Consider the following 17,933-nt stretch of genomic DNA (forward strand, 5'->3'; position numbering starts at 1 on the left):
TACCTGTCGAGGACTTCTGTTCCCGACCCGTCGGACCGCCCGGTCAGCGCAGCTGGCGCGCCGTGAACCGCTCGGGCGGGCTGGCGATGGAGGCCTGGGCGCCGACGAGCTGGATCTCGCGGGTGCCGGCGGCGATCGTCGCCTCGAGGACCGCGTAGACGGTGGCGGTGGTGCGCTCGAGCGCCACCTCGGGCGAGCCGGTGGTGGTGAGGTGGGCCAGGTAGAGCGCCGAGGTCACGTCGCCGCACCCGTTGGGGGCGATCGGCAGCTGCGGGGTCGTCACGGCCCACGCGCCGTCGTCGGAGACGGCGTAGACCTCGAGCGCGCCCTCGGGGGTCTCCTCGGTGATCACGCTGGTGACGAGCACGTCGCGGGGCCCGCGGTCGCGGATGACGTCGACCGCTGCGAGCACCTCGGCCTCGGTGGTCGTCGTCGTGCCGGCGAGGAAGTCGAGCTCGAAGTGGTTCGGCGTGAGGATGTCGGCCTGCGGCACGACGTGGTCGCGCATGAACTCCGGGATGCCCGGGCGCACGAACATCCCGCGGCCGACGTCGCCCATCACGGGGTCGCAGCAGTAGACGGCGCGGGGGTTGAGCTCCTTGACGCGGGCGACGGCGTCGAGCACGACGCCCCCGACTTCCTCGGCGCCCTGGTAGCCCGAGAGCACGGCGTCGGCCGTCGCCAGCACGCTGACCGCACGACCGTCGGGCCCGGTGACCTCGCGCTCGCCGATGCCGGTGATGACGTCGGCGACGTCGGCGGGGTCGAGCAGCGGCCCGCGCCACGCGCCGTACCCGGTGTGGTTGGAGAAGTGCACCGTGAGCACCGGCCACACCTCGTGACCCAGGCGCTGGAGGGGGAACGTGGCCGCGGAGTTGCCGACGTGCCCGTAGGCGACCGACGACTGGATGGACAGGATCTTCACGCCGTTGATCCTGCCACGGTCGGCCGCCGCGGCGGCGGTGCCGGGGCGCTCAGGCGACCTGCAGCGACCGCTTCGAGAGGCCCATCCAGTAGCCGTCGATGCGCTGGTCGCCGGGGGCGTCCGCCGCGGTGGCCGCGCCGAGGGTGACGAACAGCGGCGTGTAGTGCTCGACGGTGGGGTGCGCGTAGGGCATGCCGGGCGCCTTGGCCTGGTAGGCCGCCAGCTCGTCGACGTCGCCGCGGGCGAGCGCGTCCGCGGCCCACAGGTCGAAGTCGACCGACCAGCCCGGCGCCTTCGCCTCGATGGTGAAGTCGCGCAGGAAGGGGAGCCCGTGGGTGAGGAAGCCCGAGCCCATCACCAGCACGCCCTCGTCGCGCAGGGGCCGCAGCCGCTCGCCGAGGGCGAGCAGCCGGTAGGGGTCGTGGGTCGGCAACGACATCTGCAGCACGGGGATGTCGGCCTCGGGGAACATGATCTTCAGCGGCACCCAGGCGCCGTGGTCGAGGCCGCGGGAGGCGTGCTGGTGCACCGGTTCGCGGTCCGGCATCATCGCGGCGACGCGGGCGGCCAGCGCCGAGGCGTCGGGCGTGGCGTACTGCATCTGGTAGTAGCGCGGGTGGAAGCCGCCGAAGTCGTAGACGAGGGGCACGCCCGACGCGCTGAGGCTGACGGGCGCCGACTCCCAGTGCGCGCTCACGATCAGGATCGCCTTCGGCCGTGGCAGGCCGGCCGCCCATGCGCTCAGCTGGGCCGACCAGAGGGGGTCGTCGAGCAGGGGCGGGGCGCCGTGGCCGATGTAGAGGGCGGGCATGCGGCCCGTCGTGGCGGGGCTGGTCTCGGTCATGGCGTCTCCTGCGGTCTGGTGTGGCAACTGTAGGGAGAACAACTTGAAGTTTCAAGTATTCCGGAGGTGGTCCAGACCGTCCCCTCCGGCGCCGCGGCGTCGCCGCAGGTGACCTAGGGTGCGAGCGTGGCGGAGACTCCCTGGCTCGACGACGACGAGATGGCCGCGTGGCTGGCGCTCGTCGGGGTGCTGCTACGGCTCGGCCCCGCCCTGGACTCCCAGGCCCAGCGCGACGCCGGCATGACCCACTTCGACTACCAGGTGATGGCGATGCTCTCGGGCGCGCCCGAGCGGCGGCTCGCGATGAGCGAGCTGGCCGCCCGCACCAACTCGTCGCTCTCGCGCCTCTCGCACGTCGTCAAGAAGCTCGAGGCCCGCGGCTGGCTCGCCCGCTCGCCCTCGCCCACGAACCGACGCGTCACCGAGTGCGAGCTGACGACCCACGGGTACGACGTGCTGGTCGCCGCCGCCCCGGGGCACGTGAGCGCCGTACGACAGCTCGTGTTCGACGGGCTGAGCCCCGAGCAGGTGCGTCAGCTCGTCGCGATCGCCACGACGGTGCGCGCGAACCTCGACGCCTCCGACCTGCGCACGCTCGACGGCTGAGCGTCAGAGGCGCCAGTCGACCGGCTCGCCGCCCTGCTCGACGAGCAGCGCGTCGACGCGGCTGAACGGCTTCGAGCCGAAGAACCCGCGGTGCGCCGAGAGCGGCGACGGGTGGGCCGACGCCACCGACGGCACGTCGCCGAGGTGGGGCACGAGCCCCTGGGCGTCCTTGCCCCAGAGGATCGCGGCGAGCGGGCCCCCGCGCCGTACGAGCGCCGTGATCGCCGTCGCCGTGACGTGCTCCCAGCCCTCGCCGCGGTGGGACGCCGACGCTCCCGGTCGCACGGTCAGGCACCGGTTGAGCAGCATGACGCCCTGGTCGGCCCAGGCCGTGAGGTCGCCGTGCTCGGGGGTGGGGAGGTCGAGGTCGTCGCGCAGCTCGCGGTAGATGTTCTCGAGGCTGCGGGGCACGGGGCGCACGTCGGGCGCCACCGCGAAGCTCAGGCCGATGGGGTGGCCGGGGGTCGGGTAGGGGTCCTGGCCCACGACCAGCACGCGGACGTCGGCGAGCGGCCGCGCGAACGCCTTGAAGACGTCGTCGCCCGCGGGCAGGTACGGCCGGCCCGCCGCGATCTCGGAGCGGAGAAAGGCGCCCATGGCAGCGACCCGGTCGTCGATCGTCGGATCGACCTCGGCGAGGGCCTCGGCCCAGTCGGCGGCCATCAGGCCCTTCTCCACGAGACCCGCGAGTGCGCTCATGGGCGTCGATCCTGCCGCAGGCTCACGCGATGCGACCGCGCAGGTCGCTCGCGTCGGCGGGGCGCTCGTGCGCGGCGAGCACGGCCCGGGCGGCGTCGCGACGCTCCTCCACGTTCCACAGCAGCACACCGACGACCTCGGCGTCGTCGAAGTAGTAGACGACGAGGCGGCGCTCGCCGTCGTCACCGTCGGGCAGCTCGTCGGTCACCGTCTCGAGCGACGCGTCGAGCGTGCCGACGGCCTCGAAGCGGTGCCCGAGCACGGCGGAGTAGAAGTAGGGCGTGTGGTCGTAGGTCTCGTCGGAGCCGGCCAGGATGCGACCCGCCACGCGGCCCATCGTCGTGGCGTTGTCGACGTGCTCGACGCGCGTGGTGCCGAGGATCCGGTCGGGGTACGTCGCCACGTCGCCCGCCGCGTGCACCCCGGGGACGCCGGTCGCGAGCCGCTCGTCGACGACGATGCTGCCGTCGTCGGCCAGCTCCACGTCGAGCCCGTCGAGGCGGCCGGCCGGCTCGATGCCCAGGCCGACCACGACGACGTCGGCGGTGGTCGTCGAACCGTCCTCGAGGTCGAGCCGGACCCCGTCCTCGTCCCCCGACCCGCCGACCACCCGCACACCCCCGCGCACGGTCACGCCCGCGTCGGTGAAGAGGTCCTCGAAGGTGGCGGCGAGCGCGGCCGGGAAGCGTGGCGCGCCCAGCCGGTCGTCGGGGTGGAGCAGCGTCACGTCCGCACCGTGCTGGTGCAGGGCGGCGGCGATCTCCGTGCCGATCCAGCCGCCGCCGACGACGGTGACAGCGGGCCGGTCGGCGGCGAGGGCCCGCAGCTGCTCGTAGTCGGTGAGCGTGCGGAAGTAGAGGACCCGGGGCCCGGGCTCCAGGCCGTCGATCCGGCGGGGGTGACCGCCGGTGGCCACGAGCAGGTGCTCGTAGGCGTGCACGTCGCCCGCGCTGTCGGTGACCCGGCGCAGCCCGGCGTCGACGGCGGTCGCGCGGCGCCCCAGGTGCAGGGTCGCGCCCGTCGACCCCGCGGTGTCGAGCGCCGCGTCGTCGTACGTGAAGTCCGGATCGGTCCAGAGCTTCTTCGACAGCGCAGGACGGGGGAAGGGCGCGGTCGGCTCCTCGCCGACGATCGCGATCGACCCGTCGGCGTCGCGCTCGCGGATGCCCTGGGCGGCGGCGTCGGCGGCCATGCCGCCTCCGATGACGAGGTAGGTGCTCCGGTGCTCCATGGCTCCACGCAAGCAGGTGGCCCGAAAGGGTGGAGGCCCGTCGACGGCCGGACGAGGGTCCCGTCAGGCGCGGGTGGGGCGGGCCAGGCGATCGAGGAAGGCACCCAGCAGCGCCTCCCGCAGGGCGGGGGAGGCGAGGTCGAGCAGCGCGTTGACCTCGGCCATCCGCTCGGGGAGCGCGGGTCCGTCGGCGCCGGCCTCCATGCCCACCGCGGCGAGCAGGCCGTCGAAGTCGTCGTCGCCCAGCGCGCCCGGGTCGAGGGCCTCGACGAACTCGACCACCGCGGGGTCCACGGCGACGGGGCCGCGCGCCACCGCCGTGGCGACGGCGGTCGCCAGCGCGTCCAGCAGCTCGTCGACCAGCGGGGCGGTCGCCGCGCTGAGGGAGAGGTGGAGCGTGGCGGGCTGGTCGCCGTACCGCATCTGCGGCTGCGCCAGCCACCCGACGAGGCCGAGCTCGTCGACCAGCGTGAAGACGTCGCAGGTGTCGTCGGTCGCGACCGCGACGAGGGTGGAGTCGGGCGGAGCGACGACGCGGAGCGCGGGCAGGGCCTCGATGCCGGCGACCAGCCTGTCGACGCCGTCGAGCACCTGCCGGGTGAGGTCGAGGTAGCCCGCGTCGCCGATCGAGCGGAGCACCGCCCACGCGCCCGCGAGCGGACCGCCCGACTTCGTCGACTGCAGGGTCGAGTTGAGCATCGTGTAGCCCGGCCAGTCGGCGCACGCGAACAGCTGGGCGCGCCGCAGCTCGGGCGTGCGGTGCAGCAGGACCGACGCGCCCTTCGGGGTGTAGGCGTACTTGTGGAGGTCGACCGAGATGCTGGTGACGCCGTCGACGGCGAACGACCACGGGGGCACGTCGCGCCCGAGCCGGGCCGCGTAGGGCAGCACCCAGCCGCCGATGCAGGCGTCGACGTGGCAGCGGATGCCGTGCTCGGCCGCGATCGCCGCGACCTCGGTCACCGGGTCGACCACGCCGTGCGCGTACGACGGTGCGCTCACCGCCACGAGCACCGTGCGGCCCGGGTCGGCCTCCACCGCGGCGCGGGTGGCGGCGACGTCGGCGCGGAAGTCGGCGCCGACCGGCACGACGACCAGGTCGAGCCCGAAGTAGTGGGCAGCCTTGTGGAACGCCGCGTGGATCGTGGACGGCACGACCAGGCGCGGCCGGACGCCCGCCTCCACGAGGTCGGGCCGGGAGTCGCGGGCGCCCTGGACGGCGAGGAGCACCGACTCGGTGCCACCGGAGGTGACGGTGCCGACGCACGTGGCCGGGGCGTCGAGGAGGTCGGCCGTCGACCCCACCACCTCGTTCTCCATCAGCAGCGTGCTGGGGAAGGCCGTGGGGTCGAGGCCGTTGGTGGCCGCGAAGGCGGCGACGGCCTCGCGCCCGACGCGGTCGACCTCGGCGAGCCCCGAGTCGTAGACGTAGGCGAGGGTGCGGCCGCCGTGGGTGGGCAGGTCGGCGCGCTGCAGCTCGGCGAGGCGGGCGAGGACGTCGCTCACGACGCGTCTCCGTTCGGGGTCGAGGTGCCGGTGGGGGTGCCGGTCGAGGTGGCCGCGGCGACCGTCGCCGCGTCGAGGGAGTAGCGCCGCAGCCAGAGCAGGCTCACGAGGACGAGCACGGCGGGGAGCACCGAGAAGCCCAGCACGATCGCGGTCACCGCGGAGTCGGGCTGCACGGCGTCGCCTCCCGTCGACGACACGTAGCCGCCGAGGGCCAGCACGACGGCGAAGACGCCGGGGCCCAGGGCGAGGCCGAGCGTCTCGCCCGCGGTCCACACGCCCGTGTAGACCCCGGCGCGGTTCTCGCCCGTGCGGTGGGCGTCGACGGCCGCGGCGTCCGGCATCATCGCGAGCGGGAAGACCTGGCAGCCGGCGTAGCCGACCCCGACGAGGGCCACGGCGCCGTACACCAGCGCGGCGGGCAGGACGGCCGCGCCGACCAGCAGCAGGGCCCCGGCGGCGAGGAGGAGCGAGGACACGACGTACCCCCGACGCTTCCCGACCCGCTCGCCGACCGAGGCCCACACGGGCGTGAGCACGAGCGCGGGCCCGACGAAGCAGAGGAAGAGGATCGTGGAGGCGCCCGAGCTGCCGAGCACGTTGCGGGCCACGTAGTCGACGCCGGCCAGCATCGCGCCCGTGGCGAGCGCCTGGAGGACGAAGGTGACGAGCAGCATCCGGAAGTCCCGGGCCGCCGCGACGACGCGCAGCTGGTCCCGGATCGAGCCGGTGCCCGCGGCCACGGCGCCGACGGGGGCGCGGCGGGTCCCGAGGTACGCCGCCACCACGCCCACCGCGATGACGAGCGCCATCGCGACGCCCATCACCCGGTAGCCGTCGCGCCCGCCGACCGTGTCACGGATGAGCGGGGCCGAGGCGCCGGCCAGCAGGATCGTGAACGCGAGGATCGCGACGCGCCAGGTCATCAGGCGGGTGCGCTCGTCGTAGGAGTCGGTGATCTCCGCCGGCATCGCGACGTACGGCACCTGGAAGAACGCGTACGCCGTCGCGCAGACCAGGAAGCACACCAGGACCCACGCGGCCTCCAGGCCCTGCGACCCGAGGCCGGGGGAGGCGAAGATCAGGGCGAAGCTGATCGCCAGCAGCGTGCCGGCCCGCAGCAACCACGGACGGCGGGGGCCGCGCGGGTCGCGGGTGCGGTCGGTGATGCCGCCGGCGACGGGGTTGAGCAGCACGTCCCACGCCTTCGGCGCGAAGACGATGACACCGGCCCACAGGGCCGCGATGCCGAGCTGGTCGGTGAGGTACGGCAGCAGCATCAGGCCCGGCACGGTGCCGAAGGCGCCCGTCGCCACGGAGCCGCTGCCGTAGCCGATCCGGACGCCGCGGGTCAGCGGGGTGGCCGGCGACGCCGCCTCAGAGACCACGGGAGGACGACGAGCCGTAGCGCCGCACCGGGTTCGACCCGATGCGGTCGGCGCGCGGGGCGGCCGACCGCTCGGGCGCCGGGGCGTCGGCGCCCCCGGCGAGCGGGCGCGGCGTCGACCAGCGGTCGACCCACTCGTCGAGCACCTGCCACGTCGTCGCCCGGGCGGCCCGGCCGGTGAGCATGCCGAGGTGGCCGCCGGGCACGATCTCGAACTGGACCTCCTCGGCGCCGGTGAGCAGGTCGACGAGGGGCTTGACCGCCGCGACCGGCGCGATGCCGTCGTTCGCGCCGGCGAAGACCAGCACGGGCACCTCGATCGTGGCCAGGTCGACCTCCTGCTCACCGTCGCCGGTGTCGAGCAGGAACCGCCCGCTCAGCAGCGCGTTGCCGCGGTACATGCGGTGGTAGAGCTGCCCGAACGAGCGGCCCGGGTAGGCGATCATGTTCGAGGTGAAGCGGTCGACGGCCTCGACCTGCGCGAGGAAGTCGGCGTCGTCCAGGTTCTGCACCACGGCGAGCGGCTTCGTCACCAGCTTCTGGAAGGCGCTGAGCTGGAACGCCCAGCGCACCAGCGGCTGCGGGGCCCCGCCGAGCGCCTGGTAGGCGCGGGTGACCGGGCGCAGGCCTCCGGGCACCCGGAGGTTGAGCAGCGGGCGCAGGGGCGCGATGAGCGGCACCTTGCTGAGGTCGAACGGGGAGCCGACCACCGTGAGGGACGCGACGGGCAGGTCGGCGTCGTTCGCCAGCGTCAGGGCGGCGAAGATGCCGCCGAGGCTCCAGCCGACGACGTGGACGGGGCGGCCGCCGGAGTGCTGCGACACCTCGCGGATCGCGGTGGGCACCACCTCGGTGATCCAGTGCTCCATGCCGAGGTTGCGGTCCTTGAACGAGACCTGCCCGTACTCCACGAGGTACGTCGGGCGGCCCTCGCCGACGAAGTGCTCGACGAGCGAGCAGCCGCGGCGCAGGTCGAAGCACGTGGCGGGTGCGGCCAGCGGCGTGACCAGCAGGACCGGCTCGCCCTTCTCGGGCACCGCGGGGTCGGGGCGGTAGTGGTAGACCTCCCGGAGCTGGCCGTCCTCGATGAGCACCCGCGGCATCGGCCGCAGGTCGGCGAGCCCGCCGTACAGCAGCTTGTGGGCCACGTTGCCGGTCGCGGAGACGACCTGATCGGGCTTCGGGATCAGATCCATGAGCGCAAGTTACCCGAGGGACACCTCGAGCGGGAGGGAGCTCCGCACGCCGCCGTCCCCGGCCACGACGGGCGTGACCGGGGACGGCGGTGGTGCGGGGACCGCGGGAGGACGGGTCTCACCCCGGCATCGTGACGGTGCCGCCGAGGGCCCGCACGAGCCGCACGGGGTCGAAGAACTCGGCCAGGCGGGTGATGCGCCCGTCCCGGATCGAGACCCGCGTGATGTAGGTGTTCGCGTACGACGCACCCGTGGCCCGCATGGAGGAGTCGGACGTGTACTCCGCGACGTACTCCCCGGGCTCGTCGAGCGCGGCGATCCGGTAGTCGGCGAAGTTCAGCTCGGTGGCCATCTCGGGAAGCGCCCGGTAGTAGGCGTCGACCGCCTCCCGGCCCTCGATCGTCGTCGGCACCCCGTCGGGCGCGTAGGGCAGGTCGACCCGGCCGTCGTCGGCGAACAACGGGGCCACGGCGTCGACGTCGAGCCGGCTGACGGCGTCGAGGTAGGCCGTGATGACCTGCTTGTCGCCCTCCGTGCTCATGCCTCGAACCCCTCCATCTGCGGCGGGATCAGCGGCGTGATCACCCGGGAGCTGATGCGCCAGCCGTCCGCGGTGCGCACGTAGGTGTCCTCGTTGAGCGCGGCCGCCTTGATCGCCCCGCCCGAGGTGGTGTGCCCCTCGGCCAGCACGTAGTTGGTGCCGTGCGCGGCGTCGGCCCCGTCGAAGACGATCCGGTGGTTGGTGATGGCGTGGTACTGGTCGGCCATCTGGGCGGCGTCCCGCTGGAAGAAGTCGAGGATCTCGGCGTGGCCGGAGTAGCGGGCCAGGCCGACCGGCGTGGCGTCCCAGACGGCGTCGGAGGAGAACGCCGACAGCGCCAGGTCGGGCTTACGGCTGTCGAGGCCCAGGGCGTAGGTGTGCGTCGCCGTCACGATGTCGGCCCAGTCGGCGGAGCGGCCGTCGAGCGAGCCGGTGATGGTCTCGTGCGAGGTGGTGGTCATCGCGTCTCCTCAGAGGTCGTAGGTGATGACGCCGCGGATGTTCTTGCCGTCCCGCATGTCCTGGACGGCCTCGTTGATCTGCTCGAGCTCGTAGGTCTTCGTGATGAGCTCGTCGAGCTTGAACTCGCCGCGGCGGTAGAGGTCGCAGATGAGGGGGATGTCGCGGCGCGGCGTGACGGTGCCGTAGAGGCTGCCCTGCAGGCGCTTGCCCGACATGGCGAACGTGAAGAGGTCGAACGGCACGTCGCGCTGCGTGACGGGCGCCGCCGAGGTGAGCACGAGCGTGCCGCCGCGGCGCGTCATCTCCTGGGCCGGGTTGAGCAGGTGGCCGTAGGCCACGTCGACGGTGATGATGACGACGTCGGCGCCCTGGCCGTTCGACATCTCGGAGACGAGGTCGGCGGCCTGCTCGTAGTTCTCGACCGAGTGCGTCGCGCCGAAGATCTTCGCCATCTCGCGCTTGTAGGGCACCGGGTCGATCGTGACGATGTTCTTCGCGCCGCGGTGGCGCGCGCCCTGCACGGCGTTCATGCCGACGCCGCCGGTGCCCACGATCACCACCGTGTCGCCGAGGGCGATGTCGGCGGCGTACATGGCGGAGCCCCAGCCGGTCGGCACGCCGCAGCCGATGAGGGCGGCCTTGTCGAGCGGGATGTCCTTGTCGATCTTCACGCAGGAGTCGATGTTGACCACGACGTACGGCGAGAAGGTGCCCAGGTAGGAGAACGGCCCGACGCCCTGGCCGCGCGCGTGCACGCGGTGGGTGCCGTCGGGGGCGAAGCCGGCGAGCACGCCGGCGCCCATCTCGCACATGTTGGCGCGGCCGATCGTGCACATCTTGCAGTGGCCGCACGACGGCAGGAACGAGAGCACGACGTGGTCGCCCACCTCGAAGCCGGTGACGTCGGGGCCGAGCTCCTCGATGATGCCGGCGCCCTCGTGGCCGCCGATGATCGGCGCCCACGGCAGGGGGATGTCGCCCGTGTCGACGTGGTCGTCGCTGTGGCAGATGCCGGAGGCGGCGAGCTTGATCCGCACCTCGCGGCTCTTCGGCGGGTCGATCTCGATGTCTTCGACGCTCCAGCCCGACCGCGTGCCGGGCTCCCAGATCAGTGCACCGATGGTCTTCATTGACGTGCTCCTCTGCGTGGAGGTCGGACGCCGTCCATCAGCGCCCTTCCGAGTTGGCGTGAGTCCCACCGGAGCGCATACAGGTTCATCATGCGCATGGTTACGGTGTGACGCCGATCACCTAACCATGCGAAGGGATAGAGGTAAAGGTCTGGGAGCAGGCGGTTGTCATGACGGCGCCGACAGGCGCCGCGGCACTTCCGGTGGCCGGGGTGACGGAGGTGGCCGGGGTGGCCGGGGTGGCTCGGGTCAGCTGCGGCGTGCGGGCCGCACGGACTTGCCATGGTCGGGCCGGGTGGCGGCCAGCTCGTCGAGGAAGCGGGCGGCCCAGTGGGCGACGTCCTTCTCGATGACCGTCTTGCGCATCGCCTTCATGCGGCGCGCGATGTCCTTCGGGTCGGCCTCGTAGGCCTGCAGCAGCGCCTGCTTCATGCCGTTGATGTCGTACGGGTTGACGAGCCACGCCTGGCGCAGCTCCTCGGCCGCGCCGGCGAACTCGGAGAGCACGAGGGCGCCGTCGCCCTCGTAGCGGCAGGCGACGTACTCCTTCGCCACGAGGTTCATGCCGTCGCGGTACGGCGTGACGACCATGACGTCGGCCGCCTTGTAGAGCGCCGCCATCTCCTCGCGCGGGTAGGAGGAGTGCAGGTACGAGATCGCGGGGCGGCCGATGCGGCCGAGGTCGCCGTTGATGCGTCCGACGAGCCGGTCGATGTCGTCGCGCAGGATCCGGTACTGCTCCACGCGCTCGCGCGACGGGGTGGCCACCTGCACGAAGACGGCGTCCTCGACGTCGAACTGGCCGTCGCGGATGAGCTCCGAGAACGCGCGCAGCCGGGCGTGGATGCCCTTCGTGTAGTCGAGCCGGTCGATGCCGAGGAAGATCTTGGCCGGGTTGCCGAGGGCCTCGCGGATCGCCTTCGCGCGACGGTCGACGGCCTCGGTGCGGGCGAGGTCCTCGAAGTTCTTCGCGTCGATGCTGATCGGGAAGGCGGCGGCCTTCACCGTGCGACCGTCGGGCAGGTAGACGGTGTCGCGGTGCGTCTTGTGGCCGACGCGCTGACGCACGAGCCGGATGAAGTTCTGCGCGGCACCCGGCAGCTGGAAGCCGACGAGGTCGGCGCCGAGGAGGCCCTCGAGCACCTGGCGGCGCCACGGCAGCTGCTGGAACAGCTCGGCGGGCGGGAACGGGATGTGGAGGTAGAAGCCGATGCGCAGGTCGGGCCGCAGCTCGCGCAGCATCTGCGGCACCAGCTGCATCTGGTAGTCCTGGATCCAGACCGTGGCGTTCTCGGACGCGACCTCGGCGGCCTTGCGGGCGAACCGCTCGTTGACGCGCACGTAGGAGTCGAACCACTCGCGGTGGAACTCCGGCTTCGCGACCACGTCGTGGTAGAGCGGCCAGAGCGTGCCGTTGGAGAAGCCCTCGTAGAACTCCTCGATCTCGTCGGGCGACAGCGCCACCGGCACCAGCTGCAGGCCGTCGTCGACGAACGGCTCCAGCTCGCCGTCGTCGCCGCCCGGCCACCCGATCCAGGCGCCGTCGTTGGCGCGCATCACCGGCTCGAGCGCGCTGACGAGACCACCGGGGGAGCGCCGCCACCCCAGGGTGCCGTCGGGGTTCGTCATCCGGTCGACGGGGAGCCGGTTGGCGACGATGACCAGGTCTGCCGTGCCGATGCGTGCCACGGGGTCACCCTAGTCCGGATCGGGTGTCGGGCCAGCCCGACACCACGTCGGGTGGCTGGCCGGATCGATCGGCCCGCCGGGCGTGCCTAGCGTCCTCGACATGACCGAGACTCTGCACATGCCGCCCGTGCCCGACCTCTCCGACGGGCCCCCGGGTGGGCCCGCCGACGGTCGTGCCGACGGGTCGTCGGCGCCGCGTCGGACCTCGTGGCTGCGCCGCCTCGGCGACGACACGACGTACGCGCTGACCGCGATGCCGATCGGTCTGGTCGCCTTCGTCCTCGTGCTGGTGGGCACCGTGGCCGGCGTCTCGCTGGCGTGGCTGGCGATCGGGTTGCCGGTGCTGGCGGCCACGGTGCTGACGGCGCGGGGCTTCGCGCACCTCGAGCGGCTGCGGCTGCGCTCGCTGCAGGGGCGGGTGGCGGCGCACCCCGAGTACGCGACGGCGCCCCCCGGGGCCGGCTGGTGGCGCCGGGTGCTCACCCCGCTCCGCGATCCGCAGTCCTGGCTCGACGTGCTCTGGTCGGTCGTCGGCTTCGCCACCGGTCTGACCGCCGCCGTCGTCACGTTCTGCTGGTACGCGCTGGTGCTCGGCGGCGCGACGTACTGGTTCTGGCAGCGGTGGCTGCCCGAGAGCCCGGACAACGTGACCCTGGCGTCGCTGGTCGGCCTCGGCGAGGGCCGCCAGCCGGAGATCTGGCTGAACACGTTCCTCGGGCTCGTCGCGCTGCTGACGCTGCCCCTCGTGGTGCGCCTGATGGCCCTGCTGCACGGCGGCCTCGCCACGGTGCTGCTCTGCAGCCGCGCCGATCTCCAGGGGCAGGTGCGGCGCGAGGTCGGCGGCCGCAGCGCCGCCCGCGAGGCGGAGGCCGGGTCGATGCGCAGGCTCGAGCGGGACCTCCACGACGGGCCCCAGCAGCGGATGGTGCGGGTCGCGATGGACCTCGGTCGGGCGCGGCACGCCGACGACCCGGCCGTCGCGCAGGCGGCGCTGGACGCGGCGTACGAGCAGACCCGCACCGCCATCGAGGAGCTGCGGGCGCTCTCGCGAGGGATCGCCCCGCCCCTGCTCGTCGACCGCGGGCTGGCGGCGGCCGTCGAGGAGCTCGTGACCCGCAGCGCCGAGGACGTGCACCTCGCCGTCGACCTGCCGGCGGGCCTCGGGAGCCACACCGAGGCCGCGGCCTACTTCGTGGTCGCCGAGGCGCTCACGAACGTGGCCAAGCACAGCGGCGCGACCCGGGTCGACGTGGTGGTCGGCGTCGACCCGCTCGACCCGGCCCTGCTGCTCGTGGAGGTGCGTGACGACGGGGTCGGCGGCGCCCACACGGCGAAGGGCAGCGGCCTGGCGGGGCTGGTCCAGCGTGTGCGCGGCCTGGACGGCATGCTGGACCTCGACTCGCCGGCCGGCGGGCCGACCGTGCTCCGGGCGCTCCTGCCGCTCGACGCGGGCGCTGCGACCGACGCGCGGCGCGACCCGGACGCAGGGGGAGGCGCTCGTGCGCGTGGTGCTCGCCGATGACTCGCTGCTGCTGCGGGAGGGCCTCGGCCTGATCCTCGCCGACGCGGGCCACGAGGTGGTCGCCGCGGTCGGGGACGGCCCGGCGTTCGTCGAGGCGGCGCTGGCCCACCGCCCGGACGTGAGCTGCGTCGACGTCCGGATGCCCCCGTCGCACACCGACGAGGGCCTGCGGGCCGCGGTCGAGGTGCGCCGGCTGCTGCCGGGCGCCCCGGTCCTGGTGCTCAGCCAGTACGTCGAGGTGTCCTACGCCGCCGAGCTGCTCGCGGGGGCGGGTGCGGGTGGCGAGGTCGGCGGGGTGGGCTACCTGCTCAAGGACCGGGTGAGCGAGCTCGCGACCTTCCTGGACGCGCTCACCTCGGTCGCGCAGGGCGGCACGGCGCTCGACCCCCAGGTGGTGGCCCAGCTGATGCGGCGGCGACGTGACCCGCTCGCCGGGCTGACGCCGCGCGAGCTCGAGGTCCTGGCGGCGATGGCCGAGGGACTCTCGAACGCGGCCGTGGCCCGACGGCTCGTGGTGACGGAGGGAGCGGTCGAGAAGCACACGCAGCGGATCTTCGCGAAGCTCGACCTGCACGCCGACACCTCGACCCACCGGCGGGTGCAGGCCGTGCTCGCGTTCCTCCAGGCGGCGCCGGGACGCTGACCCGCGGGTCGCCGCGCCACGCCGCCCGATGCGAATGACACCGTTGTGGTTCGTCGCCTACCATGACGGGTGGCCATGGCCGCAGCTCACCGCTCGACCTGCCGCCCGTACCCTCAGGAGGAGCCAGTTCATGGACGCCGCGAACGCCGTCTCCCCGGAGACGCGGACCACCCCGGAGATCGACGACTTGTCTGACCGTGACCACGACATCCTCGAGTTCGAGCGCCAGTGGTGGAAGTACGCGGGGGCCAAGGAGCAGGCGGTCCGCGAGAAGTTCGACATGTCGTCGACGCGCTACTACCAGGTGCTGAACGCGCTGATCGACAAGCCGGAGGCGCTCGCCGCCGACCCGCTGCTGGTCCGTCGCCTGCGCCGCCTGCGGGCCGCCCGCCAGCGCCAGCGCTCCGCCCGTCGCCTCGGCTTCGACGTCTGAGCCGGCCGATGAGCTCCCGTTCCCGTGACCAGCGCGGCGTGGCCTACCCGGCCCCCCTGGTCATCCTCACCGTCATCGCCGTCGCCATGGCGGGTCTCGCCTACCTCGTGACCGCCGGCGGCGGCGCGGACGACGAGATCGTCACGGCGGCCCAGCCGGCCGCCACCGAGTTGGCCACGCCCGAGCCCACGGTCACGGCCGAGCCCGAGCAGCCGGCCGAGCCGGAGGAGCCGGCGATCGACCGTGCCCAGGTCTTCGTCGAGGTCTACAACAACTCCGGCATCGCGGGTCTCGCGGGGCGTACGGCGGACGCGGCCTCCGGTGTCGGCTGGCAGGTCGCGGGGTCCGACAACTGGGTCGGCACCATCCCCTCGACGACCGTCTACTATCCCGAGCGCCTCGAGCGCGAGGCCCAGCTGCTGGCCGCCGACCTGGGGATCGAGCGCCTCATGCCGGCGGTCGACCCCATGCGCGGCGACCGCCTGACGATCATCCTGACCTCCGACTTCGCCTGAGACGTCGGTCACCCGTCCGACCCTTGCCACGGCCGCTGACCAGCGCCGACGGGGTGGGATCCGGTACGACCGGCTCCCTCGTCCACGCACGCGCCGGGGCGGTTTCGTGGTCCACTGTCCGTCATGGAGTTCTCCTCCCCGGCCGCTGAGCAGCGGTACGCCGCGGTCGTGCGCGCCGCCTCCCGAGCCGTCGTGGCCTGTGACTTCGACGGCACGCTGTCGCCGATCGTGGACGACCCCAGCACGGCCCACATCCACGACGACGCACCCGAGGTCCTCGTCGAGCTCTCCCGCCACGTGCGCGCCGTCGCCGTGGTGACCGGTCGACCGGCCCGTCAGGTGCTGGCCCTCGGTGGCCTCGACGAGGTCGGCGAGGCCGTGCACGACGCCGGCAGCGACCTCTACGTCTTCGGCCAGTACGGCAACGAGCGCTGGGACACCCAGGACCGCCGCGTCCGGTCGCCGCGCCCGCCCCACGGTCTCTCCTCCTTCCTCCTCGGTCTGCCCAAGGTGCTGCGCACGGCGCACGCCGAGGGTGCGTACGTCGAGGAGAAGGGGCTGGCCATCGCCGTCCACACTCGCCGCCTCCCCGACGCCGAGGCCGCGTTCGAGCGCCTCATGCCGCTCGTCTCCGAGCTCGCCGCCGCCCACGACCTCGGCGTCGAGCCGGGCCGCAGCGTGATCGAGGTGCGCTCGCCCGGGATGCACAAGGGCGAGGCCGTGCGGACCCTCGTGAAGGAGACCGACGCGGGGGCCTTCATCTTCGCCGGCGACGACCTCGGTGACGTCGAGGCGTTCAAGGCCGTCGACGACCTGCGCAGCCAGGGGCTGCCGACGCTCCTCGTCTGCTCCGCCTCGGAGGAGGTCAGTGCGCTCGTCGACCTCGCCGACGTCATCGTCGAGGGGCCCGAGGGCGTGCTCGACCTGCTGCGGACGTTCACGGCCGACGCCACCTCCCTGCGCCTCTGACGCTCCGCGTCGCCCGCGCCGTCCATCCCCGTCGCGGGGACCCTCGAGCGACGTCGTCTCACGATGTGGCTGACCGTCTCGCATGACGGGATGGCCGTTAGGCCTCCCCGTCGACGCGCCCCTACGCTGGCGACGGCTCATCGAGAGGGACTGAGGGAACGGCCCAGTGAAGTCCCGGCAACCGCCACGACCCCGTCGACACTCCAGTTGACGGACGTGGAAACGGTGCTAATTCCGGCCCGGGGCGAGGTACGTCGTGGGGAAGATGAGAAGGAGGACTCATGAGCGCGTCCATCGTCGAGAACCCCGACACCCTCGCTGCGGCCCCGGCCGACCCGAAGAAGCCGCTGCGTGACGGCGCCTTCGGCAACGCCACGGCCCTCGCCTGCCGCGAGTGCGGCCACGAGGTCGAGCTCGGTCCCTTCTACGCCTGTCCGGAGTGCTTCGGCCCCCTCGAGGTCGCCTACGACTTCCCGGCCGTCACCCGCGAGCAGATCGCCGCCGGCCCCGCCAACATCTGGCGCTACAAGGCGCTCCTGCCGGTGCCGGACGACATCGAGCAGAGCCCCAACATGGAGCCCGGCTTCACCCGCCTCCTCGAGGCGAGGAACCTCGCCGCGACCCTGGGCCTCGAGAAGCTGTGGGTGAAGGACGACTCCACGAACCCCACCAACTCCTTCAAGGACCGCGTCGTCGCGTGCGCGCTGAGCGCCGCCCGTGAGCTCGACGCCAAGGTCTTCGCGTGCCCGTCGACGGGCAACCTCGCCAACGCCGTCGCCGCCGCCGGTGCCCGCGCCGGCATCAAGACCGTCGTCTTCATCCCGAGCAACCTCGAGAAGCCGAAGCAGATCAACTCGGCCGTCTACACCGACTCGCTCGTCGCCGTCGAGGGCAACTACGACGACGTCAACAAGCTGGCCTCCGAGATCGCGGGGGAGGAGGACGGGTGGGCGTTCGTCAACGTCAACGTCCGTCCCTTCTACGCCGAGGGCTCGAAGACGCTGGGCTACGAGATCGCCGAGCAGCTCGGCTGGCGCCTGCCCGACCAGGTCGTCATCCCGGTCGCCTCGGGCTCGCAGCTCACGAAGGTCGACAAGGCCTTCCAGGAGCTGGTGAAGCTGGGCCTCGTGGAGGACAAGCCGTACAAGATCTTCGGCGCCCAGGCCACCGGCTGCTCGCCCGTCTCCGCGGCGTTCAAGGACGGCAAGAAGGTCGTCCGCCCGGTCAAGCCCGACACGATCGCGAAGTCGCTCGCCATCGGCAACCCAGCCGACGGGCCGTACGTGCTCGACGTGTGCCGTCGTACCGGGGGCGTCGTCGAGGACATCAGCGACGACGAGGTCCGCGAGGCCATCGTGCTGCTGGCCCGCACCGAGGGCATCTTCACCGAGACCGCCGGCGGCACCACGGTGGGTGTGCTGAAGAAGCTGGTCGAGACCGGTCAGCTCGACCCGACCGCCGAGACCGTCGTCATCAACACCGGCCACGGCCTCAAGACGCTCGACGCCGTCGCCGACCAGGTCGGCCCCGTCGCCACGATCGCGCCGTCGTACGCCGCCTTCGCGGCCACCGGCATCGCCTGACCGGCATCGCCTGACCGGCATCGCCTGACCGGCCCGCCCCGCCCGCACGAAC

General features: G+C 73.0%; 18 protein-coding genes and 1 riboswitch. Of the genes, 7 read left to right on the forward strand and 11 right to left on the reverse strand.

Features of this window, described 5'->3' with window-relative positions; genetic code table 11:
- Positions 1–43: 43 nt before the first annotated feature.
- Complete coding sequence (gene pdxY, locus K329_RS0108440; RefSeq protein ID WP_028472685.1) at positions 44–925, reverse strand: pyridoxal kinase PdxY; 882 nt, start codon at positions 923–925, stop codon at positions 44–46.
- 49 nt (positions 926–974) lie between these two features.
- Complete coding sequence (locus K329_RS0108445; protein WP_028472686.1) at positions 975–1,769, reverse strand: dioxygenase family protein; 795 nt, start codon at positions 1,767–1,769, stop codon at positions 975–977.
- 126 nt (positions 1,770–1,895) lie between these two features.
- Here K329_RS0108445 and K329_RS0108450 point away from each other — a divergent pair, with 126 nt between their 5' ends.
- On the forward strand, positions 1,896–2,375 hold the full coding sequence (locus K329_RS0108450) for a MarR family winged helix-turn-helix transcriptional regulator (protein WP_028472687.1): 480 nt from the start codon (positions 1,896–1,898) through the stop codon (positions 2,373–2,375).
- A gap of 3 nt (positions 2,376–2,378) precedes the next feature.
- Here the strand turns inward: K329_RS0108450 and K329_RS0108455 are convergent, their stop codons facing one another.
- From K329_RS0108455 to K329_RS0108495, 9 genes are all read right to left on the reverse strand, one after another.
- The gene (locus K329_RS0108455) at positions 2,379–3,074 is read right to left on the reverse strand and encodes a uracil-DNA glycosylase (protein ID WP_028472688.1); all 696 of its coding nucleotides are present in this window, start codon (positions 3,072–3,074) and stop codon (positions 2,379–2,381) included.
- 22 nt (positions 3,075–3,096) lie between these two features.
- On the reverse strand, positions 3,097–4,305 hold the full coding sequence (locus K329_RS0108460; protein WP_043642567.1) for an NAD(P)/FAD-dependent oxidoreductase: 1,209 nt from the start codon (positions 4,303–4,305) through the stop codon (positions 3,097–3,099).
- A 63-nt stretch (positions 4,306–4,368) separates the two neighbouring features.
- Positions 4,369–5,811, reverse strand: a complete 1,443-nt coding sequence (locus tag K329_RS0108465; RefSeq protein WP_028472690.1) for a pyridoxal phosphate-dependent decarboxylase family protein — start codon at positions 5,809–5,811, stop codon at positions 4,369–4,371.
- The gene (locus K329_RS25620; protein WP_052336566.1) at positions 5,808–7,199 is read right to left on the reverse strand and encodes an MFS transporter; all 1,392 of its coding nucleotides are present in this window, start codon (positions 7,197–7,199) and stop codon (positions 5,808–5,810) included. Before K329_RS25620 ends, K329_RS0108465 begins: the two co-directional genes overlap by 4 nt.
- On the reverse strand, positions 7,189–8,394 hold the full coding sequence (locus K329_RS0108475) for an alpha/beta fold hydrolase (RefSeq protein ID WP_028472691.1): 1,206 nt from the start codon (positions 8,392–8,394) through the stop codon (positions 7,189–7,191). Before K329_RS0108475 ends, K329_RS25620 begins: the two co-directional genes overlap by 11 nt.
- A 118-nt stretch (positions 8,395–8,512) precedes the next feature.
- Positions 8,513–8,935 carry a nuclear transport factor 2 family protein gene (locus tag K329_RS0108480; protein WP_028472692.1) on the reverse strand — a complete coding sequence of 141 codons (423 nt, stop codon included), beginning with the start codon at positions 8,933–8,935 and terminating at the stop codon, positions 8,513–8,515.
- The gene (locus K329_RS0108485; protein WP_052336567.1) at positions 8,932–9,396 is read right to left on the reverse strand and encodes a nuclear transport factor 2 family protein; all 465 of its coding nucleotides are present in this window, start codon (positions 9,394–9,396) and stop codon (positions 8,932–8,934) included. Before K329_RS0108485 ends, K329_RS0108480 begins: the two co-directional genes overlap by 4 nt.
- Before the next feature lie 9 nt (positions 9,397–9,405).
- Positions 9,406–10,527, reverse strand: coding sequence for an NDMA-dependent alcohol dehydrogenase (locus K329_RS0108490; RefSeq protein ID WP_028472694.1), 1,122 nt, complete (start codon positions 10,525–10,527; stop codon positions 9,406–9,408).
- 249 nt (positions 10,528–10,776) lie between these two features.
- A complete protein-coding gene (locus tag K329_RS0108495; protein WP_028472695.1) occupies positions 10,777–12,216 on the reverse strand; it encodes an alpha,alpha-trehalose-phosphate synthase (UDP-forming) in 1,440 nt (479 codons plus the stop codon).
- Between the two features lie 100 nt (positions 12,217–12,316).
- Between K329_RS0108495 and K329_RS25625 the strand changes: the two genes are divergently transcribed.
- From K329_RS25625 to thrC, 6 genes are all read left to right on the forward strand, one after another.
- Positions 12,317–13,738: a sensor histidine kinase gene (locus tag K329_RS25625; protein ID WP_052336568.1), complete on the forward strand. Its 1,422-nt coding sequence runs from the start codon at positions 12,317–12,319 to the stop codon at positions 13,736–13,738.
- Positions 13,716–14,381 (forward strand): response regulator transcription factor, encoded by a 666-nt coding sequence (locus K329_RS0108505; RefSeq protein WP_028472696.1) that lies wholly within the window; start codon positions 13,716–13,718, stop codon positions 14,379–14,381. The genes K329_RS25625 and K329_RS0108505 overlap by 23 nt, the downstream gene beginning before the upstream one ends.
- A 34-nt stretch (positions 14,382–14,415) precedes the next feature.
- The gene (napA, locus tag K329_RS0108510; protein WP_483814917.1) at positions 14,416–14,814 is read left to right on the forward strand and encodes a nucleoid-associated protein NapA; all 399 of its coding nucleotides are present in this window, start codon (positions 14,416–14,418) and stop codon (positions 14,812–14,814) included.
- Between the two features lie 8 nt (positions 14,815–14,822).
- Positions 14,823–15,329, forward strand: coding sequence for a LytR C-terminal domain-containing protein (locus K329_RS0108515; RefSeq protein WP_043642568.1), 507 nt, complete (start codon positions 14,823–14,825; stop codon positions 15,327–15,329).
- A gap of 123 nt (positions 15,330–15,452) precedes the next feature.
- A complete protein-coding gene (gene otsB / locus K329_RS25630) occupies positions 15,453–16,298 on the forward strand; it encodes a trehalose-phosphatase (protein ID WP_043642569.1) in 846 nt (281 codons plus the stop codon).
- Between the two features lie 134 nt (positions 16,299–16,432).
- A riboswitch (SAM riboswitch) is annotated at positions 16,433–16,570 on the forward strand.
- 9 nt (positions 16,571–16,579) lie between these two features.
- Positions 16,580–17,881 carry a threonine synthase gene (gene thrC / locus K329_RS0108525; protein ID WP_084541120.1) on the forward strand — a complete coding sequence of 434 codons (1,302 nt, stop codon included), beginning with the start codon at positions 16,580–16,582 and terminating at the stop codon, positions 17,879–17,881.
- Positions 17,882–17,933: the final 52 nt, after the last annotated feature.

The sequence above is a fragment of the Nocardioides alkalitolerans DSM 16699 genome (assembly GCF_000426525.1).
In the GTDB taxonomy this organism is placed as follows: domain Bacteria; phylum Actinomycetota; class Actinomycetes; order Propionibacteriales; family Nocardioidaceae; genus Nocardioides; species Nocardioides alkalitolerans.